The organism is Roseospirillum parvum (genome assembly GCF_900100455.1).
Classification (GTDB): domain Bacteria; phylum Pseudomonadota; class Alphaproteobacteria; order Rhodospirillales; family Rhodospirillaceae; genus Roseospirillum; species Roseospirillum parvum.
Genome location: NZ_FNCV01000010.1, coordinates 68,723 through 91,593, shown reverse-complemented (window position 1 = coordinate 91,593; position 22,871 = coordinate 68,723). Strand labels below are relative to the sequence as shown.

The window sequence follows — 22,871 nt, the reverse complement described above, 5'->3', positions numbered from 1 at the left end:
GGGGGCACCCTGGTCGCCATCACCGATGCCGACGGCGAATTCACCTTCGGCATTCCCAAGGCCGGCTTCTGGGGCTTCGCCGCCCTGGGCAGCGGTCCCGACACCGAGCACGAGGGCAAGGAACTGTCGCAGGACGCCGTCCTGTGGATCCGCGCCTACGACCTGTAACCGGCGCGCCGTGAGGCGCGTCGCCAACAACATCGGCGCGCCGTAAGGCGCGCCACCAATAACAAGGCGATCCCGGTTTGCCGGAGATCGTGCTAGAGGGGGGGTGTTGCGGCGGGATCGAGACGGTCCCGCCGGACACTCCCCGGCCGCGTTTTGGGGCGCCCGACCCTTTTTCGGGCCCGCGACGTAACCGGGGTGAGACCACGACGATGCAGGACACGAGCGACTGGATGGGCAACAAGATGAGTTGGCGGGCCCGCCTGCGGCGCCGGTTCCGGCGGCGCGCGGCGGCCGGTGACGGGGCGGGGGTGGCCCACGGCCAACCGGGGCATGGCCAGGGACACCACGGACCCGGGGCGGGCCGGCCACGGGCCGATGGTGCCGGGCCGCACTTCCACGGCATGTCGTTGGATGACCAGAAGCCCGGCACCTCGGTGCGCATTCGCGGTCTGCATGGGCGGGGACCGATCCGCCAGCGGCTGCTCGACATGGGGCTGGTGCCGGGGGCGGAAATCGCCGTCATCCGTTCCGCCCCGCTGCGCGATCCCATCGAGGTGCGCATCGGCGATACCTTCCTGACCCTGCGCCGGGCCGAGGCGGCCCGCATCGAGGTGGTTCATGTCTGAGTCCGAGGCTTCTTCCACGGCGGTTCCCCCTTCCGCCCCCTCCTCTGCCCCGACGGCCGATTCCGCGACGCCCGCCTCCGGGACGGCGGCGGAGGGCGCCGCGCCGCTGCTGGTTGCTCTGGCCGGCCAGCAGAATGCCGGCAAGTCGACGCTGTTCAACGCCCTGACCGGGGTGCACCAGCACATCGCCAACTATCCCGGGGTGACGGTCGACAAGAAGAGCGGCCGGGCCCACATCGGCGGCCGGGCCGCCGAGGTGGTCGATCTGCCGGGCACCTACAGCCTGACCTCCTTTTCGCTGGAAGAGCGGGTGGCCCGCGAGTTCCTGCTCGACGCCCAGCCGGACGTGGTGGTCAACGTGCTGGACGCCACCAACATCCGGCGCGGCCTGTACCTGACCTTCCAGTTGCTGGAAATGGGCTATCGGGTGGTCGTCGCCCTGAACATGATGGACGTCGCCGAGCGGCGCGGCCTGGCCATTGACCTGAAGACCCTGTCGGCCCGGCTGGGCGTGCCGGTGGTCGGCTGCGTCGGGCGCCGGGGGGTGGGCATCGACCAGTTGAAGGCGGCCATCGCCGAGGTGGCCCAGGCCGACCGGCCGACCCTGGCCACCCTCAATTACGGCGAGCTGGAAGCGGCGGTGAGTGACTTGCAGGCCCGCCTGTCCGAGCTGCCGGCGGTCGCCCAGGCGGTGTCACCGCGCTGGCTGGCCACCAAGCTGATCGAGGGCGACGCCGAGGCCGGGCGCCTGCTGGCCAAGTGCCTGAGCAATCCCCACGGGCTGCTCGATCAGGCCACCCAGGCCCGTCAGGCCTTCGAGGAGAAGGCGAGGCTGTCCACCGGCGACCACATGGTGGCGGCGCGCGACCATCTGGCCGGCGACATCCTGGCCACCTGTGTCACCGATGGCAGCCGGGGCCGGGTGCCGATTTCCGAGCGGGTCGACCGCTTCCTGCTCAACCGCTGGCTGGCCCCGCTGTTCCTGGTCCTGGTGGTGTGGGCGATCTACGAGTTGTCCATCGTTCAGGGCTACGAGCTGACCAAGGTCACCTGGCCGATCCTCGCCGGGTTGCGCAATCTGGCCGCCGACTGGCTGCCCGAGGCCGGCTTCCTGGTCGATCCGCAGGTTCGCTCGCTGGGCCTGTGGATGGTCGATTCGGCCAACACCCTGCTCAACTACGTGCCCATCTTCCTGATCCTGTTCGCCTTGATCGCGATCCTCGAAGACAGCGGCTACATGGCCCGCATCGCCTTTATCCTGGACCGCATCCTGCACCGCTTCGGGCTGCACGGCCAATCGACCTTGCCCTTCATCCTGGCCGGGGTGTTCGCGGGCGGCTGCGCGGTGCCCGGGGTGATGGCGACCAAGGGCATCCCCGACCAGCGGGCCCGGCTGGCCACCATCCTGACCGTGCCGTTCATGAACTGTCTGGCCAAGGTGCCGCTCTACACCCTGCTCATCAACATCTACTTCCCCGAGAACAAGGGGCTGATCCTGTTCTACCTGTCGACCATCACGGTGATCGCCGCCCTGCTGGTCGCCAAGCTTTTGACCGTCTCGGTGCTGCGCAACAAGGAGACGGCGCCCTTCGTCATGGAGCTGCCGCACTATCACCTGCCGACCATTACCGGCGTGCTGCGCCGCTCGGTCGACCGCACCTGGCTGTACGTGAAGAAGGTCGGCACGGTGGTGGTGGCGGTGGCCGCCGTGGTCTATGTGCTGCTTCAGTTCCCCGGCCTGACCCCGGCCCAGCAGGCCGGCTTCCAGGCCCGCGGCGAGGCCGCCATCGGCGAGTTCTTCCAGGCCATGGAGGGCAACCCGCTGGCCGAGCGGGTGTCCGACCAGGAAACCCTGGTCAGCCTGCTCAACGTCTACACCGCCTACAAGGCGGCCAAGCTGAACTCGGGCGGGGGCAGTGCCTCGCAGGCGGTGGACGCCCGTTTCGAGGAAGCCCACCCACAGTTCTTCCCCTTCCTCAAGATCAGCCGCGACCGCGACGCCCGCGACGCCGCCCGGGCCTTGAAGGATCTGTCCAACACCCAGAAGACCCTGCGCCGGGAAATGAAGGACCAGCGCATCGTCAACAGCTTCCTGGGGCAGATCGGGCGCGGCCTGGAGCCCATCACCCAGTTCGCCAACTTCGACTGGAAGATCAACGTCGCCCTGCTCAGCTCGTTCGCCGCCCGCGAAAGCAGCGTGGCCACCCTGGGCGTGTTGTTCGAACAGGAGCAGGGCGAGAACCTGACCCTGGAAGAGCGCATGGGCAGCGAGCAGAAGGCGGCCGGCTACACCGCCCTGACGGCGGTCGCCATCATGCTGTTCTTCGCGCTGTATCCGCCCTGTCTGGCCACCACCATCATGGTCCGGGTGCAGACCAACTCCTACCGCTGGATGACCTTCTCCATCATCTTCCCGACCTTCCTCGGGCTGGGGGTGGCCAGTCTGGTCTACAGCGTCGGCACGGCACTGGAGCTGACCGGGCTTCAGATGTTCACCGCGATCTACCTGGGTGCCCTGGCCCTGCTGATCCTGGTCGGGTTGTTCAAGCCGCCCTTCGGGCGCGGCCTGTCCCGGCCTGCCTACGCCAGTCCGCCCGCCGCCAGTCCGCCCGCTGAATGAGGAGGCGCGTTCCCGATGAATGAGACCGTCAACGAAACCACCACCGCCACCACCACCCCGGCGGTCGACTTGAGCCACGAGTCGGGCATGGCCGGCTGGGAGATCGCCGTCGTCGGGCTGGCGGCACTGCTGGCCATGGTCTTCCTGTGGCGCACCTACTTCGCCCGGCGCGGCAAGAAGGGACCGGCCTGCGCCAGTTGCGGCAGCAAGCAGGGGTGCTCCGCCGCGCACTGAGGGGGGCCCGGTTCCCCCTTGGCGCCGGCCGTCGTTGGGTCCACACTACGGTGAGGCGACGCGATCAAGGGAGAGGGACCCATGCGGCGACGGATGCTGGTCTTGGTGATGGCTGGTGGGGTGCTGGTGGCGGGCCCGTCGCTGGCGGCGGATGACGACCCCCGGCAGGTGGTCGACCTGCCGCCCAAGGTGGCCGAGCAACTGCGGGCCGAGATGCGCGATCATCTGGCCGGCCTGGACGACGCCGTGCAGGCCCTGGCGGCGGGCGATCTGGTGACCCTGGAAGAGGTCGCCGAGGTGCGCCTGTCCTTCGGCCATCATCTGTGGCAGCGCCTGCTCGACGACGGCATGCCGCTGGCCGAGGTGATCGCCCTCAAGCACCGGCTGGCCGAGGCCGGGGTGGGGCCGGGCAGTCTGGCCCGCACCGATCAGGCAGGCCAGCCCGAGGTCTTGCAGCAGCGCATGCGCGACCACCTGAGCGAGGCCGAGCGGGCCCGCGTCGCCCGCGTCATCGGCGGTGGCCAGGGCATGGGCCCGGGGCGCCATCTGCCGGCCGAGATGCGGGCCATGGGCTTTGCCCTGCACGACGCCGCCGACAATCTGGCCGAGGCGGCGCGGGCCGGCGACCCGGCGGCGATGCTCGACTCGTTGGCCGAGGTCACCACCGCCTGCCGGTCCTGTCATGCCGTCTATCGGCTGAAGTAAGGCTCAGGCGCCGCCGCCGCCGCCCATGTTGCCGCGCATGCGGTCGATGGACTGCAGGGCCAGGTACTGCTGGCCGTACTTGGAGAGGTTCTCGACCTCGTTGTCGAACTGGTCGTAGTGGCCTTCCTCTTCCGACACCAGGTCCTCGAACAGCTTGCGGGTGTTGGAGTCCTCGACCTCGCGGGCCTGGCTGGCCAGACGGTTGTACATCTTGATCGCCCGCTCCTCGAGCTCGGCGGTCATGGCCAGCATCTGGTCCGGCTCGTTGATCGACTTGACCTCCTGGTTGGCCTTCATCACCACGTCCCCCTTGAGGAACAGGATGCGCTCGGCGAGGCGCTCGACGTGCATCATTTCCTCGATCGCGGTGCGCCGGAACATGCCGGCCAGCAGGTCCAACCCCTGATCGTCGCAATGGAAGTGGAAGTACATGTACTGGTGGATGGCGGTCAACTCGTCGGCCACCGCTTCGTTCAGCAGGGCGATGCTCTTCTCGTACATCGGGGGCTCCTTTGTGTTCCACGGTCGAGGTCGGTTGCACAGCCTCCTATAGACCACTGAACGGCTGGGGAAATCAACCCGGGGCGGTGCTTTACGGGGTTGGTCGATTTGCTTTACAGTTTAATGGTTGAGTTGATTTGTCGATCTCCACCTCTTCAAGGATATCCACCCGCCGCAATCCGCATCCCCCGTGACGGAGGTTTTTCAAGAGCCATGACCGCCGAGACCGCCGCCTACGCGTTCGAGGACCTGCAACCGGGCATGACCGCCAGCCTCGGCAAGACCATTTCCGAGGCCGACATCCTGCTCTTCGCCGGCATCTCGTGCGACACCAACCCGGTGCACCTGAACGAGGAGTTCGCCAGCCAGACCATGTTCAAGGGACGCATCGCCCATGGCATGCTCTCGGCGGCGCTGATCTCCGCCGTGTTCGGCACCAGGATGCCCGGGCCGGGCTGCATCTACATCGGCCAGGAGCTGCGTTTCAAGGCCCCGGTCAGGGCCGGCGACACGGTCAACGCCCACGTCGAGGTGACCGAGACGGTGCCCGAGAAGAAGTTCGTCAAGTTCCGCACCTGGTGCACGGTGGGCGACAAGACGGTGCTCGACGGCAGCGCCACCATCATGGTCCCGGCGCGCGGCTGAACCGCCGCCCCGGAGGCCCGGGATCGGCGCCAGCCATGCGCCCGATCCGCTCTCGATTTCGGGTGTCGAGCCGAGAGCGAAAAATCGGCAACCACCAAGTGGTTCCTGTTTTTCGCTCGCGGCTCCAGGCCGGCTGCCCGCCGTCGGCGGTTGCCTGGGGGGGCTCGGCGGGGTATGCGTGGCCCTTCCCATAAGCCCCCGAACGAAGTCCCTTCCCGCATGCATCTGTTCCGCCACCCCGACGAGGTCTCTTCCGATGTTCGCGGCGGGGTCATCGCCCTGGGCAACTTTGACGGCCTGCACCTGGGCCACCAGTCGGTGGTCGGGGCCGCCCTGGCCCGGGCCCGCGCCGAGGGTCGCCCGGCCGCCGTGATGACCTTCGAGCCCCACCCGCGCGCCGTCTTCAAGCCCGACCTGCCGCCCTTCCGGCTGACCCCCTTGCGCATCAAGGTGCGCCTGTTGGAGGCGATGGGCATCGACTACCTCTACGCCCAGCACTTCGACCCCGCCTTCGCCAGCCTGAGCGCCGAGGACTTCTGCCGCGACATCCTGGCCCGCCGGCTGGGCATCGCCCACGTGGTGGTGGGCACCGACTACGTCTTCGGGCATGGCCGCGAGGGCGACGTGGCCTATCTGACGGCGGCCGGCGAACGCCACGGCTTCACCGTGACCGCCGTGCCGCCGACCCTGTGCGGCGAGGGCGAGGTGGTCTCCTCGACCCGGGTCCGCGAGCATCTGCGCCAGGGCCGCCCGGACCAGGCCGCCGCCCTGCTCGGCCGCCCCTGGGAGGTGGAGGGCCGGGTCGAGCCCGGCGCCGCCCGGGGGCGCGACCTGGGCTTCCCCACCGCCAACCTGAAGCTGGGCGAGTACCTGAGGCCCAGACTCGGGGTCTATGCCATCCGCGCCGGGGTCGACCGGGGGGTGGAGACGGTGTGGCATCGCGGGGTGGCCAACCTCGGCAAACGCCCCACCTTCGACGATGGCGACCCGCTGCTCGAGGCCCATTTGTTTGACTTCACCGGCGATTTGTACCATCAGCACCTGCGGGTGGCGCTGATCGCCTTCCTCAGGCCCGAACTGGCCTTCCCCGGCCTCGATGCCCTCAAGGCGCAGATCGCCGAGGATGTGACGGCGGCCCGCCGCCTCCTGGCCTGAGCCACCCCTTTTCATCCCGCCTTCAGACCGAACCGGCCCCGCACCATGTCCGAGACGCCCGACTACAAAAGCACCGTCTTCCTGCCGCGCACCGACTTTCCCATGCGCGCCGGCCTGCCGAAGAAGGAGCCGGGGATTCTCGAGCGCTGGGCCGGGATCGACCTTTATCGCCGCCAGCGCGAGGCCGGCCAGGGGCGCGAGAAGTTCATCCTTCACGACGGCCCGCCCTACGCCAACGGTCACCTGCACATCGGCCACGCCCTGAACAAGATCCTGAAGGACGTGATCAGCCGCAGCCAGCAGATGCTGGGCAAGGATTCCAACTACGTGCCGGGCTGGGACTGCCACGGCCTGCCCATCGAATGGAAGATCGAGGAGCAGTACCGGGCCAAGGGGCACAACAAGGACGACATCCCGATCAACGACTTCCGCCGCGAGTGCCGCGACTTCGCCGAACACTGGATCGGCGTGCAGGCCGAGGAATTCCAGCGCCTGGGCGTGATCGGCGACTGGCGGCAGCCCTACACCACCATGGCCCCCAAGGCCGAGGCCCAGATCGTCCGCGAGTTGGCCCACTTCGCCACCAGCGGGGCGCTCTACCGGGGCGCCAAGCCGGTGATGTGGAGCGTGGTCGAAAAGACCGCCCTGGCCGACGCCGAGGTGGAATACGCCGACCATACCTCGACCACCATCTGGGTCCGCTTCCCGGTGGTCCACACCCGCGAGGCGGCCCTGGAAGGCGGCAGCATCGTCATCTGGACGACCACGCCGTGGACCATGCCCGGCAACCGCGCCATCGCCTATGGCCAGGACTTCGAGTACGTGGTGGTCCGCGTCACCGCCACCGCCGAGGACAGTCTGGCCCGCAAGGGCGAGCGCTTCTGCGTCGCCGCCGAGCTGCTGGACGAGACGCTGAAAACCGCCGGCGTCACCGCCCACGAGGAATGCGCCCGCCTGCCCGGCAGTGCCCTGGCCGGCACCGTCTGCCACCACCCCTGGCACGGCAAGGGCTACGACTTCGAGGTGCCGCTGCTGGCCGGCGAGCACGTCACCACCGAGGCCGGCACCGGCTTCGTCCACATCGCCCCGGGCCACGGCGAGGAAGACTACTGGCTGGGCCGGGCCCACGGCATGGTGCCGCCCGACACGGTGGCCGGCGACGGCCTCTACTTCGACCATGTGCCGATGTTCGCCGGCCAGCATGTCTTCAAGGTGGCGCCGAAAATCCTCGAGGCGATGACCGAGGCCGGCGCCCTTCTGGCCCACGGCAAGCTGACCCACAGCTATCCGCACTCGTGGCGCTCCAAGGCGCCGCTGATCTTCCGCAACACCCCGCAGTGGTTCATCTCCATGGAGACGGACGACCTGCGCGACAAGGCCCTGGCCGCCATCGACGAAACCCGCTGGGTGCCGGCGCGGGGACGCAACCGCATCCGCGCCATGATCGAGCAGCGCCCCGACTGGTGCGTCAGCCGTCAGCGCGCCTGGGGGGTGCCGCTGCCCCTGTTCGTCAACCGCCAGACCGGCGAGGTGCTGAAGGACCCCGAGGTCTTCGAGCGCATCGCCCAGGCCTTCGAGCAGGAAACCTCCGACGCCTGGTTCGCCGCCGATCCGTGCCGCTTCCTGGGCAACGATCACGACCCCGACCAGTGGGAGCCGACCCGCGACATCGTCGAGGTGTGGTTCGATTCGGGCTCGACCCACGCCTTCGTGCTGGAGGCGCGCGACGATCTGGCGTGGCCGGCCGACCTTTATCTCGAAGGTTCGGACCAGCACCGGGGCTGGTTCCACACCTCGCTGCTGGAAAGCTGCGGCACCCGTGGCCGGGCCCCCTACAAGGCGGTGCTCACCCACGGCTTCGTGCTCGACGAGCAGGGCCGCAAGATGTCGAAATCGCTGGGCAACGTGGTCAGCCCCCAGGAGGTGGTGGACCAGTACGGGGCCGACATCCTGCGCCTGTGGGTGGTCGCCTCGGACTACGCGGGCGACCTTCGCATCGGCCCCGAGATCCTCAAGCAGATGGCCGAGATGTACCGCCGGATGCGCAACACCCTGCGCTTCCTGCTGGGCGCCCTGGCCGGCTTCGATGCGGCCACCGAAGCCGTCGCCGAGCCCGCCGACATGCCCGAGCCGGAGCGCTGGGTGTTGCACCGGCTGGCCGAGCTGGATGCCCACCTGCGCACCGCCTGCAACGACTTCGCCTTCCACGGCCTGTTCTTCGAGCTCAACCAGTTCCTGACCGTCGACCTGTCGGCGGTCTACCTGGACCTGCGCAAGGACGCCCTGTACTGCGACGCCGCCGACTCGCCGCGCCGGCGGGCCTGCCGCACCGTGCTCGACCACCTCTACCAGTGCCTGACCCGCTGGCTGGCGCCGTTCCTCTGCTTCACCGCCGAGGAAGCGTGGCTGGCCCGCCACCCCGAGGCCGAAAGCATCCACCTGGAACTGTTCCCCGACATCCCCGCCACCTGGCGCGACGACAGGCTGGGCGCCAAATGGCGCACGGTGCGCGACATCCGCCGCGTGGTCACCGGGGCGCTGGAGGTGGAACGGGCCGAGAAGCGCATCGGGGCCAGCCTCCAGGCCGCCCCCTTGGTCTACGTCACCGGGGCCCACATGGAAGCCCTGGAGGGCCTCGATCTGGCCGAGCTGGCCATCACCTCGGCCGTCACGGTGATCGAGGGCGCGGTCCCCGAAGGCGCCTTCACCCTCGATGACGTGCCCGGGGTCGGCGTCGTGCCCGCCCTCGCCGAGGGCACCAAATGCGCCCGCTGCTGGAAGGTGCTGCCCGATGTCGGCAGCCACCACCACCCCGGGGTCTGCGGCCGCTGCGCCGAGGCCATCGACAACCCGCCGGTGAGCCGGGCCGAGGCATGAGGCTGCCCGCCCTGGCCCAACCGCTGACCCGCCTGGGGCGCGGGCTGGTCCCGGCCGCCCTGGTCCTGCTTTTGGATCAGCTCACCAAGTGGGTCATGGTCTCGCTGGTCATGGTGCCGCCGCGCATCATCGAGGTGACGCCGTTCTTCAATCTGGTCATGGCCTGGAACACCGGGGTCAGCTTCTCGCTGTTCACCGGCGCCGGGCCCTGGCTGCTCACCGGCCTGTCGCTGGGCATCGCCGGCGGCCTGATGCTGTGGCTGGCCCGGGCCGACGGCAAACGCCTGCGCCTCGCCCTGTCGCTGATCATCGGCGGCGCCATCGGCAACGCCATCGACCGCATCCGCTTCGGCGCCGTGGCCGACTTCCTGGATGTCCACGCCATGGGTTACCACTGGCCCGCCTTCAACGTCGCCGACTCGGCAATCACCATCGGTGCGGTGCTGCTGGTCTGGGACTCGCTGTTCCCCGCGCGCAAGGGGTGAACGGGGGCTTTGCCCCCAAACCCCCACGCTTTCAAAACGGGGGCTTTGCCCCCGAACCCCCACCGGGGGACCGAAGGCGGTCCCCCGGACCCCCGCCAATTCGTTGGTGTGGAACGCTGCGGTATCGTTGAACGCTGATTGGGGTTGGTTGCAGGCCGGCTTCGCCGGCCTGCGAAAACAACAAGCGATTTGGGCCGCCGATCCGTGGCGTTCGCCGTGCCCTGCTGTGGTTGGGTTCAGGCAGGCCAGCGAAGCTGGCCTGCAACCAACAACCAGGGGCGTTCCCCTCAAAGGCGTGGCGTTCACGCACCAACGAAATGGCGGGGTCCGGGGGGACCCGGTCCCCCCGGTGGGGGTTCGGGGGCAAGGCCCCCGACGATCCGCGGCGCCCGCTGTCGTCGCTCTTTACAGCCGCCAGAGTGTCACGCCGGGAGGTGTGGTTTCCCGGGGCAGGGTGTGTTTCACGTCGGCGACGATGCCTTGGTGGTTCTTGAGCAGTCTTGTGATGCCGTTCCAGCCCATCTCGCGGAAGGGGTGGTGGCCGACGGCGAGGACGATGGCGTCGGCCTGGGGGAGGTCGTCGAGGGGGGTCAGGGTGAGGTTGTACTCGTCCTTCACCTGCTGGGGGTCGGCCAGCGGGTCGGCGACGTTGACCTCGATGCCGAAGGTGGTGAGTTCGGCGATGATGTCGACCACCCGGGTGTTGCGGATGTCGGGCACGTCTTCCTTGAAGGTGAGGCCGAGCACGCTGACCCGGGGGCGGGGTCCGGCGCCGTTTTGCAGCAGTCGGGTGATGATCTGGCGGGCCACGAAGGCGCCCATGCCGTCGTTGATGCGCCGTCCGGCGAGGATCACTTCCGGGTGGTAGCCCACCTGCTGGGCGCGGTGGGTCAGGTAGTAGGGATCGACGCCGATGCAGTGGCCGCCGACCAGCCCGGGGGTGAAGGGCAGGAAGTTCCATTTGGTGCCGGCGGCGGCCAGCACGTCGCCGGTATCGATGCCGAGGCGCTCGAAGATCAGGGCCAGTTCGTTCATCAGGGCGATGTTGAGGTCGCGCTGGGTGTTTTCGATCACCTTGGCGGCCTCGGCCACCTTGATCGAGGGGGCCTGGTGGATGTCGGCCTCGATCACCCGGCGGTAGGTGTCGGCGACCACCTGAAGGGTTTCTGGGTCGGAGGCCGAGACCACCTTGGCGATGGTGGCCAGTCGGTGGCGGGTGTCGCCGGGGTTGATGCGCTCGGGGCTGTAGCCGACGGCGAAGTCCTGGCCCAGCTTGAGGCCGCTGGCGGCTTCCAGGATGGGCACGCAGACGTCCTCGGTGGCGCCCGGGTAGACGGTCGATTCGTAGACCACGATGTCGCCCGGCTTGAGGATGGCGCCGACCGTCCGGCTGGCCGCCTTCAGGGGCGAGAGGTCGGGCAGGCGGGCGCCATCGATTGGCGTGGGCACGGTGACGATGTGGAAATCGGCCGCCTTCAGGCTCAGGGGATCGGTGGTCAGGGTGAGGGCGGTGGCGGCGAGGTCGGCGTCGCTCACCTCGCCGGTGCGGTCATGGCCGGCTTCCAGCTCGGCGATGCGGCGCGGGTCGATGTCGAACGCGACCACCGGCTCGATACCTGGGGCGCCGGTGCGCCCGAAGGCCACCGCCACCGGCAGGCCGACGTAGCCAAGGCCGATCACCGAGACGGAACGGGGCGTGGTCATGGGGCTCCTCTCAAGGCGGCGCTCCGGGCGCGGGGTGGGACCTGTTTATCGGCTTGGCGCGGCTTAGGCAATCGGCGGCGCGGGCTTGCCGGCTGGTCCCGTGCCGCCTAGGTTTGGCCACCCAGGTTTGGCTACCCAGGTTTTGCCGCCCAGGTTTGGCCGTAATGGCCGGCCAGCATGTGTGCTTGGCCGCCCGTCAGTCCCGGAGACCCCGTTCATGCCCCGCCGTTCGCCGTTTCGCCTGTTTCGCCCGTGCCTGCTGGCGCTGGGGCTTGTGCTGGTCGCGGTCTCGCCGCTGGCGGCCTTCGAGCCCGACGCCGACCAGCGGGCCACGCTGGAGCGCATCGCGGCCCACATGGCCGACATCACGACGCTCGAGGCGCGCTTCGTCCAGGTCTCCTCGACCGGCAACTACGCCGAGGGCACGGTTTACATCAAGCGCCCGTGGAAGATGCGCATCGCCTACGATCCGCCCACCCCGGTGCTCATCGTGGCCGATGGCAACTTCCTGATCTACCACGACAAGGAACTGGACCAGTACAGCCACGTGCCGCTTGGCCTGACCCCGGCCGGGCTGCTGCTGAAGCCCGACCTCAGCTTCTTTTCCGACGAGGTGCTGTTGGAAGGCGTGACGCGGGTCGGCGAGACGCTGGAGGTGGCGGTGCGCCAGGCCGACGACCCCGACGCCGGGCTGTTGACCATGGTCTTTTCCGAAACGCCGCTGGAGTTGCGCCAGTGGCGCATTCTTGACGCCCAGAATGTGGAAACCACCGTGTCCCTGTACGAGCCCCGCTTCGGGATCGAGCTGGACGGCGACCTGTTCGAACTGGCGGTGCCGGCCGGGCAGTGGGGGCAGCAGAATCGCTGAGCCCGGCGCGGACCGGTCATGTCCCCAGCGCGGGAAGGGGAATGAACACGATTCATTCCAGACCCCACCGCTGGGTTATTGCCCCGCCACGGACCTTCGCCTATATGGACAATCAGGAAGGGCGCTTTCCCCGGCGCCCTCTCCCTGAAGAAGGGGGCCGCGTTCTCCCCTGGCGTGGCTCCCGGCTCCATAACCCCCCCCCATGGAGCAGTGGCGCCCGGCCGACCTCCCCCTCGGCCGGGCGCCTTTTTGGTTTTCATCGGGGGGGTCGTGGGTCTACCTTCAAGGGCATGAGCCGCTTCGTCTTCTCCCCCGTCCTGCCGCCCAGCCTGGCCGTCGCCGGGCGCGAGGAACGCTTTCCCCTGCGCCGGGTGTTCTGCGTCGGCCGCAACTACGCCGACCACGCCCGCGAGATGGGCGGCGATCCGGGCCGCGAGCCGCCCTTCTTCTTCACCAAGCCGGCCGACGCGGTGAGCCCCGGCGAGCCCGGGCGGCCGCTGGTCCTGCCCTATCCGCCGGCCACCCGCGACCTGCACCCGGAAGTGGAACTGGTGGTGGCGCTGAAGGCCGGCGGCCAGGACCTGGCGCCGACCGCCGCCGCCGATCTGGTGTTCGGCCACGCCGTCGGCCTGGACATGACGCGGCGCGACCTGCAGGCCCAGGCCAAGGCCAAGGGCCAGCCCTGGGACATGGCCAAGGGCTTCGACGCCTCGGCCCCCATCGGCCCGCTGCTGCCCAGCCCCGGCCACCCGCTGGGCGGCGGTCCGATCCGTCTGACGGTGGATGGCGAGGTGCGCCAGCAGGGCGACATCGCCGACCTCATTTGGCCGGTCGCCGAGTTGATCGCCAACCTGTCGACCCTGGTTCGGCTGGCCCCCGGCGATCTGATCTTCACCGGCACCCCGGCCGGCGTTGCCGCCGTCGAGCGGGGGCAGACCCTGATCGCCCAGGCGGCCGACCTGCCGACCCTGACCGTGCGCCTGGACTGAGCCGGCCAGCGGATCGCCAAGGTCGCCATGCCCAACCCGCCGCCTCCGCCATCTTCCTTCGAGGACTTCGCCGGCTCGCTGACCGAGTTGCCCCAGTGCCGGGCGATCGGCCTTGAGGGCGTCTCGCTGGCCGCCGACAAGGTGATCCTGAAGCTGCCCTGGCGGGCCGATCTGGTCGGCAATCCCATCACCGGGGTGATCCACGGCGGGGCGATCACCACCCTGCTCGACACGGTGTGCGGCATCGTCACCTTCGCCAACGTGCCCCGGGGGCGCTCGGTGGCCACGCTCGATCTGCGCATCGACTACCTGAAGCCGGCCGAGCCCGGGGTCGACATCCTGGGCGCCGGCGAGGTCTACCGGCTGACCCGCTCGGTGGCTTTCGTGCGCGCCACCGCCTACCAGGGCGAGGCGGCCAACGCGGTGGCCAACTGCGTCGCCACCTTCATGATCGGCTCGGTCGGTTTCGTTCCCGACCTGCCGGGCAAGAGGGAGGGCGCCTGATGCTGGAACGCATCCGCACCCTGAAGGCCGAGGGCCGTTTCCCCGAGGTCTGCGCCCTGTTCCCCTACGCCGGCTTCCTGGGCATCGAGGTGGCGGTGGAGGGCGACACCCTGACCACCCGTCTGCCCTTCAAGGCCGACAACGTGGGCAACACCTCGCTGCCCGCCCTGCACGGCGGCGTGGTCGGCGGCCTGCTGGAACACGCCGCCATCATGGAGCTGTTGTGGCGCCTCGACCCCACGGTGCCGCCGCGCATCATCAACCTGTCGGTGGACTACCTCAGGCCGTGCCGCGCCGTGACCACCCTGGCCCGGGCCGAGATGGTGAAGCAGGGGCGGCGCATCGCCAACATCCGGGTCTCGGCGTGGCAGGACGGCCCCGACCGCCCGGTCGCCGCCGCCCACTGTCACTTCATGCTCGATTGAGCGGGCCGGTCCCGTGATCCACACCCCGTCGCCCAACCATGGGCCGCGCCCGGCCGGCATCGCCATCGACCTGCTGATCGTCCACTACACCGGCATGACCAGCGCCCGGGCGGCGCTGGAACGGTTGTGCGACCCGGTGGCCCAGGTCAGCGCCCACTATCTGATCGAGGAAGACGGCACCGCGCACCAACTGGTGCCCGAGGAGCGCCGGGCCTGGCACGCCGGGGTGGCCCACTGGGCCGGGGCCGGCAACATCAACGACCGCTCGATCGGCATCGAGCTGGTCAACCCGGGCCACGAATTCGGCTACCGGCCCTTTCCGGCCTCCCAGATCGACCGCCTGATCGAACTGGCCACGGCGATCCGCGCCCGCCACCCCATCCCGGTCCAGCGGGTGATCGGCCACGCCGACGTCGCCCCCAGCCGCAAACAGGACCCCGGCGAGTTGTTCCCCTGGCCCCGGCTGGCCGAACATGGCCTCGGCCTGTGGCCCGACCCCGACCGGCCGCCCCCCGCCGAGCTGCTGACCCAGCCGCCGGAAGACCTGCTGCGCCTCATCGGCTACGACACCGCCGACCTGCCGGCCAGCCTGTGCGCCTTCCAGCGCCACTTCCTGCCCGACCATCTGTCCGCCCAAGCCGATCCGCCGACCGTCCGCCGTCTGGCCCAGGTGGCGGCGGCGATGCGGTCCTGAGGCGGCAGACCGCGCGGGGGACTCAGCGCGGCCGGATGAGCAGGTTGCCCACCTTGCCGAAGGCCAGCGGCGGGGCGCCGCTCTCGAAGATCGACCAGTCGGCCTCGACCACCGCGTCGTCCAGGATCAGGCCCATGAGGGCGTAGCCGGCCGCGCTCAGCAGGCGGGCGATGTCCCGGCGCGTGGTCTGGTCCTCGTGGCCGGTTTCCAGGATCAGCACCGGGCGATCCTCGCGCAGCAGCCGCGTGGCGCCGCGCAGAACCGCCAGCTCGTGGCCCTCGACGTCGATCTTCACCACGGCCACCGGCCGCGAGGGGCAACTCTCGGCCAGGGTGTCGAGCCGGGTCAGGGGCACCCGCGTCGCCCCGCCCGGGGCCGCCGCGGGGTCGTCCCCGGCCAGCAGGTGCGACAGGGCGCTGTCGCCGGCATCGACCTGAAGCAGGCAGTCGCCCTCGGCGTCGCCGACCGCCGATCCGCGCACCGAGATGCCGAGGTGCGGTTGCAGCGCGGCGGTCTTGTGCAGGGCCTCGACCAGCACCGGGTTGGGCTCCACCGCCAGCACCGAGCCCTCCGGACCGGCCAGCCGGGCGGCCTGCAGGGCCCACTCGCCGATGTTGGCGCCGATGTCGATGACCACCGCGCCGGGGCGGACGGCCAGCCCGACCGACGGCTCGACCGCGAAGCCGCCCATCAGCAGGTTGACCACCCGGGCGTCGGCGGGGGCCGGCAGGTAGATCCACAGATCGCCCGAAAGGCGCTTCCAGCCGCCCGGCCACTGCTCGGCCAGATGGCGCTCCAGGCGCTTCTGGGCGCCTTTCCCGGCCAGCCGCAGGCGCGGCCTGTCGGCCTTCCAGGTGCGGGTCTTGCGCCATTGTCCGGCCAGTTTCAGCAGCCGGCGCAGGGCCTCGGGGTCGTGGGGCGTGGGGGCGTGGTCTGTCATTGCCTCATGTGCCGTATCTCTAGAGCGTTTTGCGCCAAAACGGAATCGCTGGCTTCTGGGGTCCGGTTCGCAAAACGCTCTTGATTCAATAACTTAGAGCAAATCCCGAGATGCCAACCGGGCCGGCTTGGTGGGGGCTCGTCACAGGCGCACTTTAGGGCATGTTGGCGGCGGGTTGAATCACCCAGCGGAGGTTTTGCGCGGATCGCGGCCGCGAGCCCCCGTCGTCGGTGCCGAACGCCGGATGATGGCATTGCCGGCGCGAAGGCGCTACTGTCCGGCCCCTGATCCTGCCCGTTCGCCTTCGCAAGGGCCCGCCCCGTCCGCCGCAGCACGAAAGTTCCCATGGCCGCGCCCCTCTCCACCACCCGCCAGGTCTTCGGCCGCCTCTATGACGAGGCGATCCGTCACCATCGCGGGACCATCGCCCTGGCCGTCTTCTTCATGGCCATTGCCGCCGGCTGTCAGGCCCTGCTCGCCTGGCTGATGGAGCCGGTGATCGACGAAGTCTTCGCCGCCAAGGAGGCAAGCTACCTGTTGCCACTGGCCGGGGCGGTGCTGCTCACCTTCATGGTGCGCGGCGGGGCCGAGTTCAGCCAGTCGGTGCTGATGAACAAGGTCGGCCTGAAGATCATCCGCGACATGTCCGGCCGCCTGTTCGCCCACCTGATGCGGCTCGACGTCAGTCAGGTGCAGGCCACCGCCTCGGGGCGGCTGGTGGCGCACTTCAACATCGACGTGCTCAACCTGAGGCAGGCCACCTCGACCGTCATCACCAACATCGGCAAGGACCTGCTGGCGGTGATCGGGCTGGTCGCGGTGATGTTCGAGAAGGATTGGCTGCTCGCCTGCCTGACCTTTTTCGTCTTCCCGCTGGCCGTCGTTCCCATCGTCCGCCTGGGCCGGCGGATGCGCCGCACCGTGGCCCGCAGCCAGGAGCAGTCGGGCCACCTCAGCGCCCTGGTCGGCCAGTGCCTGCAAGGCATCCGGCTGGTCAAATCCTACCGCATGGAGGGCCACGAGGCCGGGCGGGTGAACGAGAAGCTGGAAACCATCTACCGGCTGGCCCGCAAGGCGACCACCACGCGCGCCATGTCCTCGCCGATCATGGAAACCCTGGGCGGCGTTGCCGTGGTGGTGGTGATCCTTTACGGCGGCAACCGGGTGATCGCCGGGGAGACCACCACCGGCGCCTTCTTCGCCTTCCTGTTCGCCCTGCTCACCGCCTACCGGCCGATGAAGTCGCTGGCCAACATGAACAGCGTGCTGCAGGAGGGGGTGGCCAGTGCCCAGCGCCTGTACAATGTGCTGGACACCGAGCCGCGCATCACCGACCAGCCGGGCGCCGTGCCGCTGGTGGTGCGCCAGGGCGAAGTGCGGCTGGACGGCGTGTCGTTCAGCTATGACGGCACCTCGGCCACCCTGTCCGGGGTCGACATCATCGTGCCGCCCGGTCACATGGTCGCCCTGGTCGGGCCCTCGGGAGCTGGCAAGAGCACCATCTTCAACCTGATCGCCCGCTTCCACGAGGTCGAGTCCGGAGCCGTGCGGATCGACGGCCAGGACATCCGGGAGGTCAGCCTCGACTCCCTGCGCCAGTCGGTCGCCCTGGTCAGCCAGGAGGTGGTGCTGTTCGACGACACGGTGGCCGCCAACATCGCCTTCGGCCGCCCGGGGGCCAGCCGGGCCGAGATCGAGCAGGCCGCCGAGCGGGCCGCGGCGGCCGAGTTCATCGCCGAGCTGCCGGAGGGCTACGACACCCTGGTCGGCGAACAGGGGATGCGTCTCTCCGGCGGCCAGCGCCAGCGCATCGCCATCGCCCGCGCCCTGTTGAAGGACGCCCCCATCCTGCTGCTCGACGAGGCGACCAGCGCGCTCGACACCGAATCCGAACGCCACGTCCAGAAGGCCCTGACCACCCTGATGGAAGGGCGCACCACCCTGGTCATCGCCCACCGCCTGTCGACCATTCGCCACGCCGACCGCATCTACGTGCTCGACCAGGGGCGGGTGGTCGAGCAGGGCGGCCACGCCGACCTGCTGGCCAAGGGCGGCGCCTATGCCCGTCTGAACGCCCTGCAAGGCAGCACCGGAGAGGATATCGGGTGAGCCTGTCCGTCCTCCACCTCATCACCGGCCTTCAGACCGGCGGCGCCGAGCGCATGCTCGTGAAGCTGCTCGCCGCCGACGCCGGGCGCGACACGGTGACCCACCGGGTGGCCAGCCTGACCGGCCCCGGCCGCCTGGGCGCCGAGGTGGAAGCCCTCGGCGTGCCGCTGCACGACCTCGGCCTTGCGCGCGGCCGACCCCACCCCCGGGCGCTGCTGGGCGCCGTCAGGCTGATCCGCCGTCACCGCCCGGACGTCATCCAAAGCTGGCTCTATCACGCCGATCTGCTGGCCCTGGTCGCCGCCGGGCTCACCGGGCAGCCGCGCCGGGTGATCTGGAACCTGCGCTGCTCGGACATGGAGATGGCCCGCTACGGCCGCCTCTCGGCCCTGGTGCGCGGCCTCTGCGCCCGCCTGTCGCCGCTGCCCGGCGCGGTCATCGCCAACGCCCAGGTCGGCCGGCAGGTGCACGAAAAGCTGGGTTACCGGCCGCGCCAGTGGGCCGTCATCCCCAACGGCTTCGACACCACCCGCTTCGCCCCCGACCCCGACCTGCGCGCCACCACCCGCCGCCAACTGGGACTGGATGACGGTCACACCGTGATCGCCCTGACCGCCCGGGTCGATCCGCAGAAAAACCACCCCGGCCTGCTCGACGCCTTCGCCCGGGTTGCTCCCGACCACCCCCACGCCCGCCTGCTGCTGGCCGGGCGCGGCACGCAAGACCTGGACCTGCCCGACGTGCTGGCCGACAAGGTCCTGCGCCTGGGCGAGCGCACCGACATCCCCGCCCTGCTCAACGCCAGCGACCTCGCCATCCTGCCCTCGGCCTACGGCGAAGGCTTCTCCAATGCCCTCGGCGAGGCCATGGCCTGCGGCCTGCCCGCCATCGCCACCCAGGTCGGCGACAGCGCTCACATCATCGGTCCCAGCGGCTGGATCACCCCCCCCAACGATACCCACGCCCTGGCCGAAACCCTCCACCAGGCCCTCGCCACCCCGGCCGAGGAACGCCAAAAACGCGGCCACCAGGCCCGCCAACGCATCCTCGACAACTGGACCCTCCCCACCATCCAAACCCAATACCACACCCTCTGGCTCCAAGTGGCCGCCGCCGCCGCCCGCTCCCAGGACCCATGACCCGCCGTGCCGCGAACCACGCCAAGGGGGCGCCGCCCCCTTGGAACCCCCGCCGGGGGGACCAGGGGTCCCCCCGGACCCCCGCCGCGACTTAAATCCGGAAAAGAGGGGGTAGCCGAGCGCGCGCGCTCGGATACCCCCCTCTTCACGGCTTTGACTCATGGTGGGGTCTGGGGAGGCCCCCGGCCTCCCCAGCGGGGATTTCAAAGGGGCAGCGCCCCTTTGACGTGATCCGGGGCAGGGTGGATCGTGGGCCGTGGAAGAGGGCGACGGCGACAGCGACTGGGAGGCAGGGGATGGGGTGTTTGGTTTATGTGGTCAGTGAGGACGGGTATTTTCTGTCGCATCGTTTGCCGATGGCGTCGGCGGCGGTGGCGGCTGGGTTTCGGGTGGTGGTGGCGGTTCGGGACACCGGTCGGATCGGGGAGATTTCGGCCTTGGGGTTCGAGGTGGTGCCGATCACCTTGAGCCGGGGTGGTTTGGGGCCGCTCGGCAATCTGCGCTCGTTGTGGGAGTTGGTGCGTCTGTATCGCCGACTGCGGCCGGATGTGGTGCATCATGTGGCCTTGAAGCCGGTGTTCCTGGGCTCGTTGGCGGCGGTGTTGGCGGGTCGGCGGCGTCCGGCGGTGGTCAATGCGCTGGCCGGGATGGGCTATCTGTTCATTTCGCGGGGGATGAAGGCGCGTCTGCTGCGGGCCGGGGTGGTGCCGCTGTTGGGGTGGTTGCTGAATCGGCCGCGCGGGCGGGTGCTGGTCCAGAATGCCGATGACGCGCGGTTCATGGTCGAGGGTTTCGGGGTGGCGCCGGCGCGGGTGGTGGTGATTCCCGGGTCCGGGGTGGACACCGAGGCCCTGGTGCCGAGCGACGAGCCGGCCGGGCCGGTGGTCTTTGCCCTGGTCGCCCGGATGCTGTGGGACAAGGGGGTGGGGGAGTTCGTCGAGGCGGCGCGTCTGCTCAAGGCGCGGGGCCTTGCGGTGCGCTGTCGGCTGGTTGGCGGGCTTGATGCGCACAACCCGGCGGCCATCGACCGGGCCACCCTGGACGGCTGGGTGGCCGAGGGGGCCATCGAGTGGGCCGGGGCGAGCGACGACATTCCCGGGGTGTGGCGGGCCAGTCATGTGGCGGTGTTGCCGTCCTACCGCGAGGGCATGCCCAAGGCGCTGCTGGAGGCGGCGGCCTGTGGCCGGCCGCTGATCGCCACCGACGTGCCGGGCTGCCGGGCCCTGGTCGAGGATGGGGTCAACGGCCTCCTGGTCCCGGCCCGCGACGGCGCGGCGCTGGCCCAGGCGATGGCCCGGCTGGCCGGCGATGGCGATCTGCGCCGCCGGCTGGGGGCGCGGGCCCGGGCCGACGCCGAGGCCACCTACTCGGCCGGGGCGGTGGCGGCGGCGACCGGCGATCTCTACCGCCGGCTGGGCGCGGACTGAGTCCCGCAAGGCGCGTGTTTTGCCGCCTGAAGGGTGGTATGACAGGCACGGTTTTGTGTTTCGACTGGAGCGGGGGGCTCCTTGGCCTCGGCAACCACTCAGGACTATTCCCACGGCGAGGTGATCTGTCGCGAGGGCGAGGAGAGCACCTCGGCCTTTGTCATTCTCGACGGCCAGGTGGACCTGTTCAAGGACGGGGCGGTGGGGCCGGTGCGTCTGGCCACCCTGGGCAAGGGCGACCTTCTGGGCGAGGTGGGCACGCTGGACAACGGGCCGCGCAGCGCCACCGCGGTGGCGGTCGGCGACGTGCGCCTGAAGGTCATCCCGCGCGAGGTGTTCCTGAAGCAGATCCAGAACGATCCCGACACGGCGCTGAAGATCATGGCCCGCATGGCCCGACGGTTGCGCCACACCAGCGATCTTCTGGTCACCCGTCAGACGGCGGCGGCACCGGCCCCGCCCACCGTCGGACTGCCGGTGCCGGTGGCCGCCGAGGCACCGCTGCCAGCCGCCGCGCCGCGTCGGGCAGGGCTATTGGCCCGCCTGTTCGGGCGTCGTCGGGCGGCACTGCCGTATGCCTCGGCGGCGCCGTCGACGGGCGACGCCACGCCGCGCCCGCTGGGTTTCCTGGTCTGCCCGTTCGCCGGGGATGCCGACGACCTGGAGCGTCAGGCGGTGCTGGCGGTGCTGGAGACCCTGCCCGGGGTGCGTGTCGCGCCGCTGGACAAGGCGCCGGAGGGCGAGCCCCGGGTGGCGGCGCTGACCGCCCGCCAGTGGCTGATCGAGCGCAAGGCCGAGGTGCTGATCTGGGGCGCGGTGGACGACAGTGGCCGGCTGCTGCAACTGCGCTTCGCCTCCGGGGCGCCGTGGGACGATGCTCGCCCCGGGGCCATCGCGCCGTTGACGGTGCTCAACCTGCCGCTGGGCTTCGAGGCCGCCTGGGAGACCCTGCTGGCGGCCACCGCCCTGGCCGCCGTGGCGCCGCGCACCGAGGCCCAGTTGGCCTTCCTGCAGGCCCGTCTGCCGCCGCTGGTCGAGGAGGCGCGCGCCGTCGGCACCGAGGTGGCGCCCGGCTTTTCCAGCCACGAGCAGGCCCAGGTGTATGGCCTGTGGGGCAGTCTGGCCGGCCTGGCCGGCTACTATACCGGCAAGCAGAGCTGGGTCGCCGCCGCCGCCGGGGCGCTGGACAAGGCGCTGGCCGGGCTGGACCGCCATGCCGAGGCGGAGTGGGTGATCCTCAACCGCACCCGGGGCATGGTGTTGCAGACCTTTGGCGAGCGCACCCGCACCGCCGAGCGTCTGGCCGCGGCCGCCGAGGCCTATCGCGCCGCCATCGCCGGTTTGAGGGTGCAGGAGGCGCCGCGCGAATGGGCCTGGCTGCACAACCGGCTGGGCGTGGTCTGCTGCAAGGTGGACATGCTGACCGGCGACGCCGAGGCCCTGAAGGAGGGGCTGGCGGCCTATCAGAAGGCGCTCAAGGTGTTCACCCGGGCCAGCGCGCCGCTCCACTGGGCCGAGGCCATGAACAACCTGGGCCAGGCCTTGCAGGTGTGGGGCGACCACCTGAAGAGCACCGAGGTGCTGAAGCGGGCGGTGGATGCCTTCCACGCCGCGCTGGAGGTGCGGACCCGCGAGCGCGACCCGCTGGGCTGGGCGGCCTCGCAGAACAACCTGGGCTCGGCGCTGTTCCTGATGGCCCGTCACGGCGACGACGCCGAGTTGCTGGGGCAGGCGGCCGATGCCTTCCGGCTGGCGCTCGATGTCTATCACCGGCATGGCGCCAAGCGTCTGGCCAAGGTGGCCGAGCGCAATCTGGCGCATGCGGACGGGCTGATGGGCAAGCCGGCGGCGGCCCGCAAGGTGGCCGACCCGGGGTGGGCCCGCCAAAGCCTGGGGGCCAGTCTGGACGCCAATCTGGACGACAGCACCGGCCCGGCGGTGATCGGTCCGGAGGACCAGCCGGCGGCCGACGAGTCGGAGAAGGGCGACTCGCCGCCGGCCGGCTGACACCATCGCCCCATGGCGCGAGGCAGGGTCGCGCCATGGGGCGATGGTG

20 protein-coding genes are annotated in these 22,871 nt (G+C 70.1%); 17 read left to right on the top strand and 3 right to left on the bottom strand.

The window, feature by feature from the left end:
• Positions 1 to 377 precede the first annotated feature (377 nt).
• The 4 genes from BLR95_RS16150 (at position 378) to BLR95_RS13270 (ending at position 4,353) form a co-directional block, all read left to right on the top strand.
• Positions 378 to 794: a FeoA family protein gene (locus tag BLR95_RS16150; RefSeq protein WP_245689527.1), complete on the top strand. Its 417-nt coding sequence runs from the start codon at positions 378 to 380 to the stop codon at positions 792 to 794.
• Positions 787 to 3,414 carry a ferrous iron transport protein B gene (feoB, locus tag BLR95_RS13280; protein WP_092621092.1) on the top strand — a complete coding sequence of 876 codons (2,628 nt, stop codon included), beginning with the start codon at positions 787 to 789 and terminating at the stop codon, positions 3,412 to 3,414. The genes BLR95_RS16150 and feoB overlap by 8 nt, the downstream gene beginning before the upstream one ends.
• A gap of 15 nt (positions 3,415 to 3,429) precedes the next feature.
• Positions 3,430 to 3,648, top strand: coding sequence for a hypothetical protein (locus tag BLR95_RS13275; protein ID WP_092621089.1), 219 nt, complete (start codon positions 3,430 to 3,432; stop codon positions 3,646 to 3,648).
• An 81-nt stretch (positions 3,649 to 3,729) separates the two neighbouring features.
• Complete coding sequence (locus BLR95_RS13270) at positions 3,730 to 4,353, top strand: cytochrome c (protein WP_092621086.1); 624 nt, start codon at positions 3,730 to 3,732, stop codon at positions 4,351 to 4,353.
• 3 nt (positions 4,354 to 4,356) lie between these two features.
• Here BLR95_RS13270 and BLR95_RS13265 read toward each other — a convergent pair whose 3' ends face one another.
• Entirely contained in the window at positions 4,357 to 4,854 is a 498-nt protein-coding gene (locus BLR95_RS13265) for a ferritin-like domain-containing protein (protein WP_092621083.1), read from the bottom strand.
• A 213-nt stretch (positions 4,855 to 5,067) separates the two neighbouring features.
• Between BLR95_RS13265 and BLR95_RS13260 the strand changes: the two genes are divergently transcribed.
• The 4 genes from BLR95_RS13260 to lspA all read left to right on the top strand — a co-directional run bounded on the left by BLR95_RS13260 (position 5,068) and on the right by lspA (position 10,016).
• Positions 5,068 to 5,499: a MaoC family dehydratase gene (locus BLR95_RS13260; RefSeq protein ID WP_092621080.1), complete on the top strand. Its 432-nt coding sequence runs from the start codon at positions 5,068 to 5,070 to the stop codon at positions 5,497 to 5,499.
• A 219-nt stretch (positions 5,500 to 5,718) separates the two neighbouring features.
• Positions 5,719 to 6,654, top strand: a complete 936-nt coding sequence (locus BLR95_RS13255; protein ID WP_092621077.1) for a bifunctional riboflavin kinase/FAD synthetase — start codon at positions 5,719 to 5,721, stop codon at positions 6,652 to 6,654.
• A gap of 45 nt (positions 6,655 to 6,699) precedes the next feature.
• The gene (gene ileS / locus BLR95_RS13250) at positions 6,700 to 9,531 is read left to right on the top strand and encodes an isoleucine--tRNA ligase (RefSeq protein ID WP_092621074.1); all 2,832 of its coding nucleotides are present in this window, start codon (positions 6,700 to 6,702) and stop codon (positions 9,529 to 9,531) included.
• Entirely contained in the window at positions 9,528 to 10,016 is a 489-nt protein-coding gene (lspA, locus tag BLR95_RS13245; protein WP_092621071.1) for a signal peptidase II, read from the top strand. The genes ileS and lspA overlap by 4 nt, the downstream gene beginning before the upstream one ends.
• Before the next feature lie 405 nt (positions 10,017 to 10,421).
• On the opposite strand, the gene BLR95_RS13240 is transcribed toward lspA, so the two are convergent.
• Positions 10,422 to 11,720 carry a nucleotide sugar dehydrogenase gene (locus BLR95_RS13240; RefSeq protein WP_092621068.1) on the bottom strand — a complete coding sequence of 433 codons (1,299 nt, stop codon included), beginning with the start codon at positions 11,718 to 11,720 and terminating at the stop codon, positions 10,422 to 10,424.
• A gap of 217 nt (positions 11,721 to 11,937) precedes the next feature.
• Here BLR95_RS13240 and BLR95_RS13235 point away from each other — a divergent pair, with 217 nt between their 5' ends.
• The 5 genes from BLR95_RS13235 to BLR95_RS13215 all read left to right on the top strand — a co-directional run bounded on the left by BLR95_RS13235 (position 11,938) and on the right by BLR95_RS13215 (position 15,200).
• A complete protein-coding gene (locus BLR95_RS13235) occupies positions 11,938 to 12,588 on the top strand; it encodes a LolA family protein (protein ID WP_092621065.1) in 651 nt (216 codons plus the stop codon).
• 290 nt (positions 12,589 to 12,878) lie between these two features.
• Positions 12,879 to 13,577, top strand: coding sequence for a fumarylacetoacetate hydrolase family protein (locus tag BLR95_RS13230; RefSeq protein WP_092621062.1), 699 nt, complete (start codon positions 12,879 to 12,881; stop codon positions 13,575 to 13,577).
• Between the two features lie 27 nt (positions 13,578 to 13,604).
• Positions 13,605 to 14,081 (top strand): PaaI family thioesterase, encoded by a 477-nt coding sequence (locus tag BLR95_RS13225; protein ID WP_092621059.1) that lies wholly within the window; start codon positions 13,605 to 13,607, stop codon positions 14,079 to 14,081.
• A complete protein-coding gene (locus BLR95_RS13220) occupies positions 14,081 to 14,506 on the top strand; it encodes a PaaI family thioesterase (protein ID WP_092621056.1) in 426 nt (141 codons plus the stop codon). The genes BLR95_RS13225 and BLR95_RS13220 overlap by 1 nt, the downstream gene beginning before the upstream one ends.
• A 13-nt stretch (positions 14,507 to 14,519) precedes the next feature.
• Positions 14,520 to 15,200, top strand: coding sequence for an N-acetylmuramoyl-L-alanine amidase (locus tag BLR95_RS13215; RefSeq protein ID WP_092621053.1), 681 nt, complete (start codon positions 14,520 to 14,522; stop codon positions 15,198 to 15,200).
• Between the two features lie 22 nt (positions 15,201 to 15,222).
• Here the strand turns inward: BLR95_RS13215 and BLR95_RS13210 are convergent, their stop codons facing one another.
• Positions 15,223 to 16,140: an FkbM family methyltransferase gene (locus BLR95_RS13210; RefSeq protein ID WP_092621050.1), complete on the bottom strand. Its 918-nt coding sequence runs from the start codon at positions 16,138 to 16,140 to the stop codon at positions 15,223 to 15,225.
• A 345-nt stretch (positions 16,141 to 16,485) separates the two neighbouring features.
• Between BLR95_RS13210 and BLR95_RS13205 the strand changes: the two genes are divergently transcribed.
• From BLR95_RS13205 to BLR95_RS13190, 4 genes are all read left to right on the top strand, one after another.
• Positions 16,486 to 18,249, top strand: a complete 1,764-nt coding sequence (locus tag BLR95_RS13205) for an ABC transporter ATP-binding protein (RefSeq protein WP_092621047.1) — start codon at positions 16,486 to 16,488, stop codon at positions 18,247 to 18,249.
• Positions 18,246 to 19,388, top strand: coding sequence for a glycosyltransferase (locus tag BLR95_RS13200; protein ID WP_092621044.1), 1,143 nt, complete (start codon positions 18,246 to 18,248; stop codon positions 19,386 to 19,388). Before BLR95_RS13205 ends, BLR95_RS13200 begins: the two co-directional genes overlap by 4 nt.
• A gap of 296 nt (positions 19,389 to 19,684) precedes the next feature.
• Positions 19,685 to 20,815: a glycosyltransferase family 4 protein gene (locus BLR95_RS13195; RefSeq protein ID WP_092621041.1), complete on the top strand. Its 1,131-nt coding sequence runs from the start codon at positions 19,685 to 19,687 to the stop codon at positions 20,813 to 20,815.
• Positions 20,816 to 20,896: 81 nt separating this feature from the next.
• Positions 20,897 to 22,822, top strand: a complete 1,926-nt coding sequence (locus BLR95_RS13190; RefSeq protein WP_092621038.1) for a cyclic nucleotide-binding domain-containing protein — start codon at positions 20,897 to 20,899, stop codon at positions 22,820 to 22,822.
• The last annotated feature ends 49 nt before the right edge of the window (positions 22,823 to 22,871 follow it).

Coding starts and splice junctions, on each gene's coding strand:
- BLR95_RS13255 (WP_092621077.1), top strand. CDS start 5,719: ATGCATCTGTTCCGCCACCCCGACGAGGTCTCTTCCGATGTTCGCGGC.
- BLR95_RS16150 (WP_245689527.1), top strand. CDS start 378: ATGCAGGACACGAGCGACTGGATGGGCAACAAGATGAGTTGGCGGGCC.
- BLR95_RS13230 (WP_092621062.1), top strand. CDS start 12,879: ATGAGCCGCTTCGTCTTCTCCCCCGTCCTGCCGCCCAGCCTGGCCGTC.
- BLR95_RS13210 (WP_092621050.1), bottom strand. CDS start 16,140: ATGACAGACCACGCCCCCACGCCCCACGACCCCGAGGCCCTGCGCCGG.
- BLR95_RS13260 (WP_092621080.1), top strand. CDS start 5,068: ATGACCGCCGAGACCGCCGCCTACGCGTTCGAGGACCTGCAACCGGGC.
- BLR95_RS13240 (WP_092621068.1), bottom strand. CDS start 11,720: ATGACCACGCCCCGTTCCGTCTCGGTGATCGGCCTTGGCTACGTCGGC.
- BLR95_RS13225 (WP_092621059.1), top strand. CDS start 13,605: ATGCCCAACCCGCCGCCTCCGCCATCTTCCTTCGAGGACTTCGCCGGC.
- BLR95_RS13220 (WP_092621056.1), top strand. CDS start 14,081: ATGCTGGAACGCATCCGCACCCTGAAGGCCGAGGGCCGTTTCCCCGAG.
- BLR95_RS13270 (WP_092621086.1), top strand. CDS start 3,730: ATGCGGCGACGGATGCTGGTCTTGGTGATGGCTGGTGGGGTGCTGGTG.
- lspA (WP_092621071.1), top strand. CDS start 9,528: ATGAGGCTGCCCGCCCTGGCCCAACCGCTGACCCGCCTGGGGCGCGGG.
- BLR95_RS13235 (WP_092621065.1), top strand. CDS start 11,938: ATGCCCCGCCGTTCGCCGTTTCGCCTGTTTCGCCCGTGCCTGCTGGCG.
- feoB (WP_092621092.1), top strand. CDS start 787: ATGTCTGAGTCCGAGGCTTCTTCCACGGCGGTTCCCCCTTCCGCCCCC.
- ileS (WP_092621074.1), top strand. CDS start 6,700: ATGTCCGAGACGCCCGACTACAAAAGCACCGTCTTCCTGCCGCGCACC.
- BLR95_RS13205 (WP_092621047.1), top strand. CDS start 16,486: ATGGCCGCGCCCCTCTCCACCACCCGCCAGGTCTTCGGCCGCCTCTAT.
- BLR95_RS13195 (WP_092621041.1), top strand. CDS start 19,685: ATGGGGTGTTTGGTTTATGTGGTCAGTGAGGACGGGTATTTTCTGTCG.
- BLR95_RS13275 (WP_092621089.1), top strand. CDS start 3,430: ATGAATGAGACCGTCAACGAAACCACCACCGCCACCACCACCCCGGCG.
- BLR95_RS13265 (WP_092621083.1), bottom strand. CDS start 4,854: ATGTACGAGAAGAGCATCGCCCTGCTGAACGAAGCGGTGGCCGACGAG.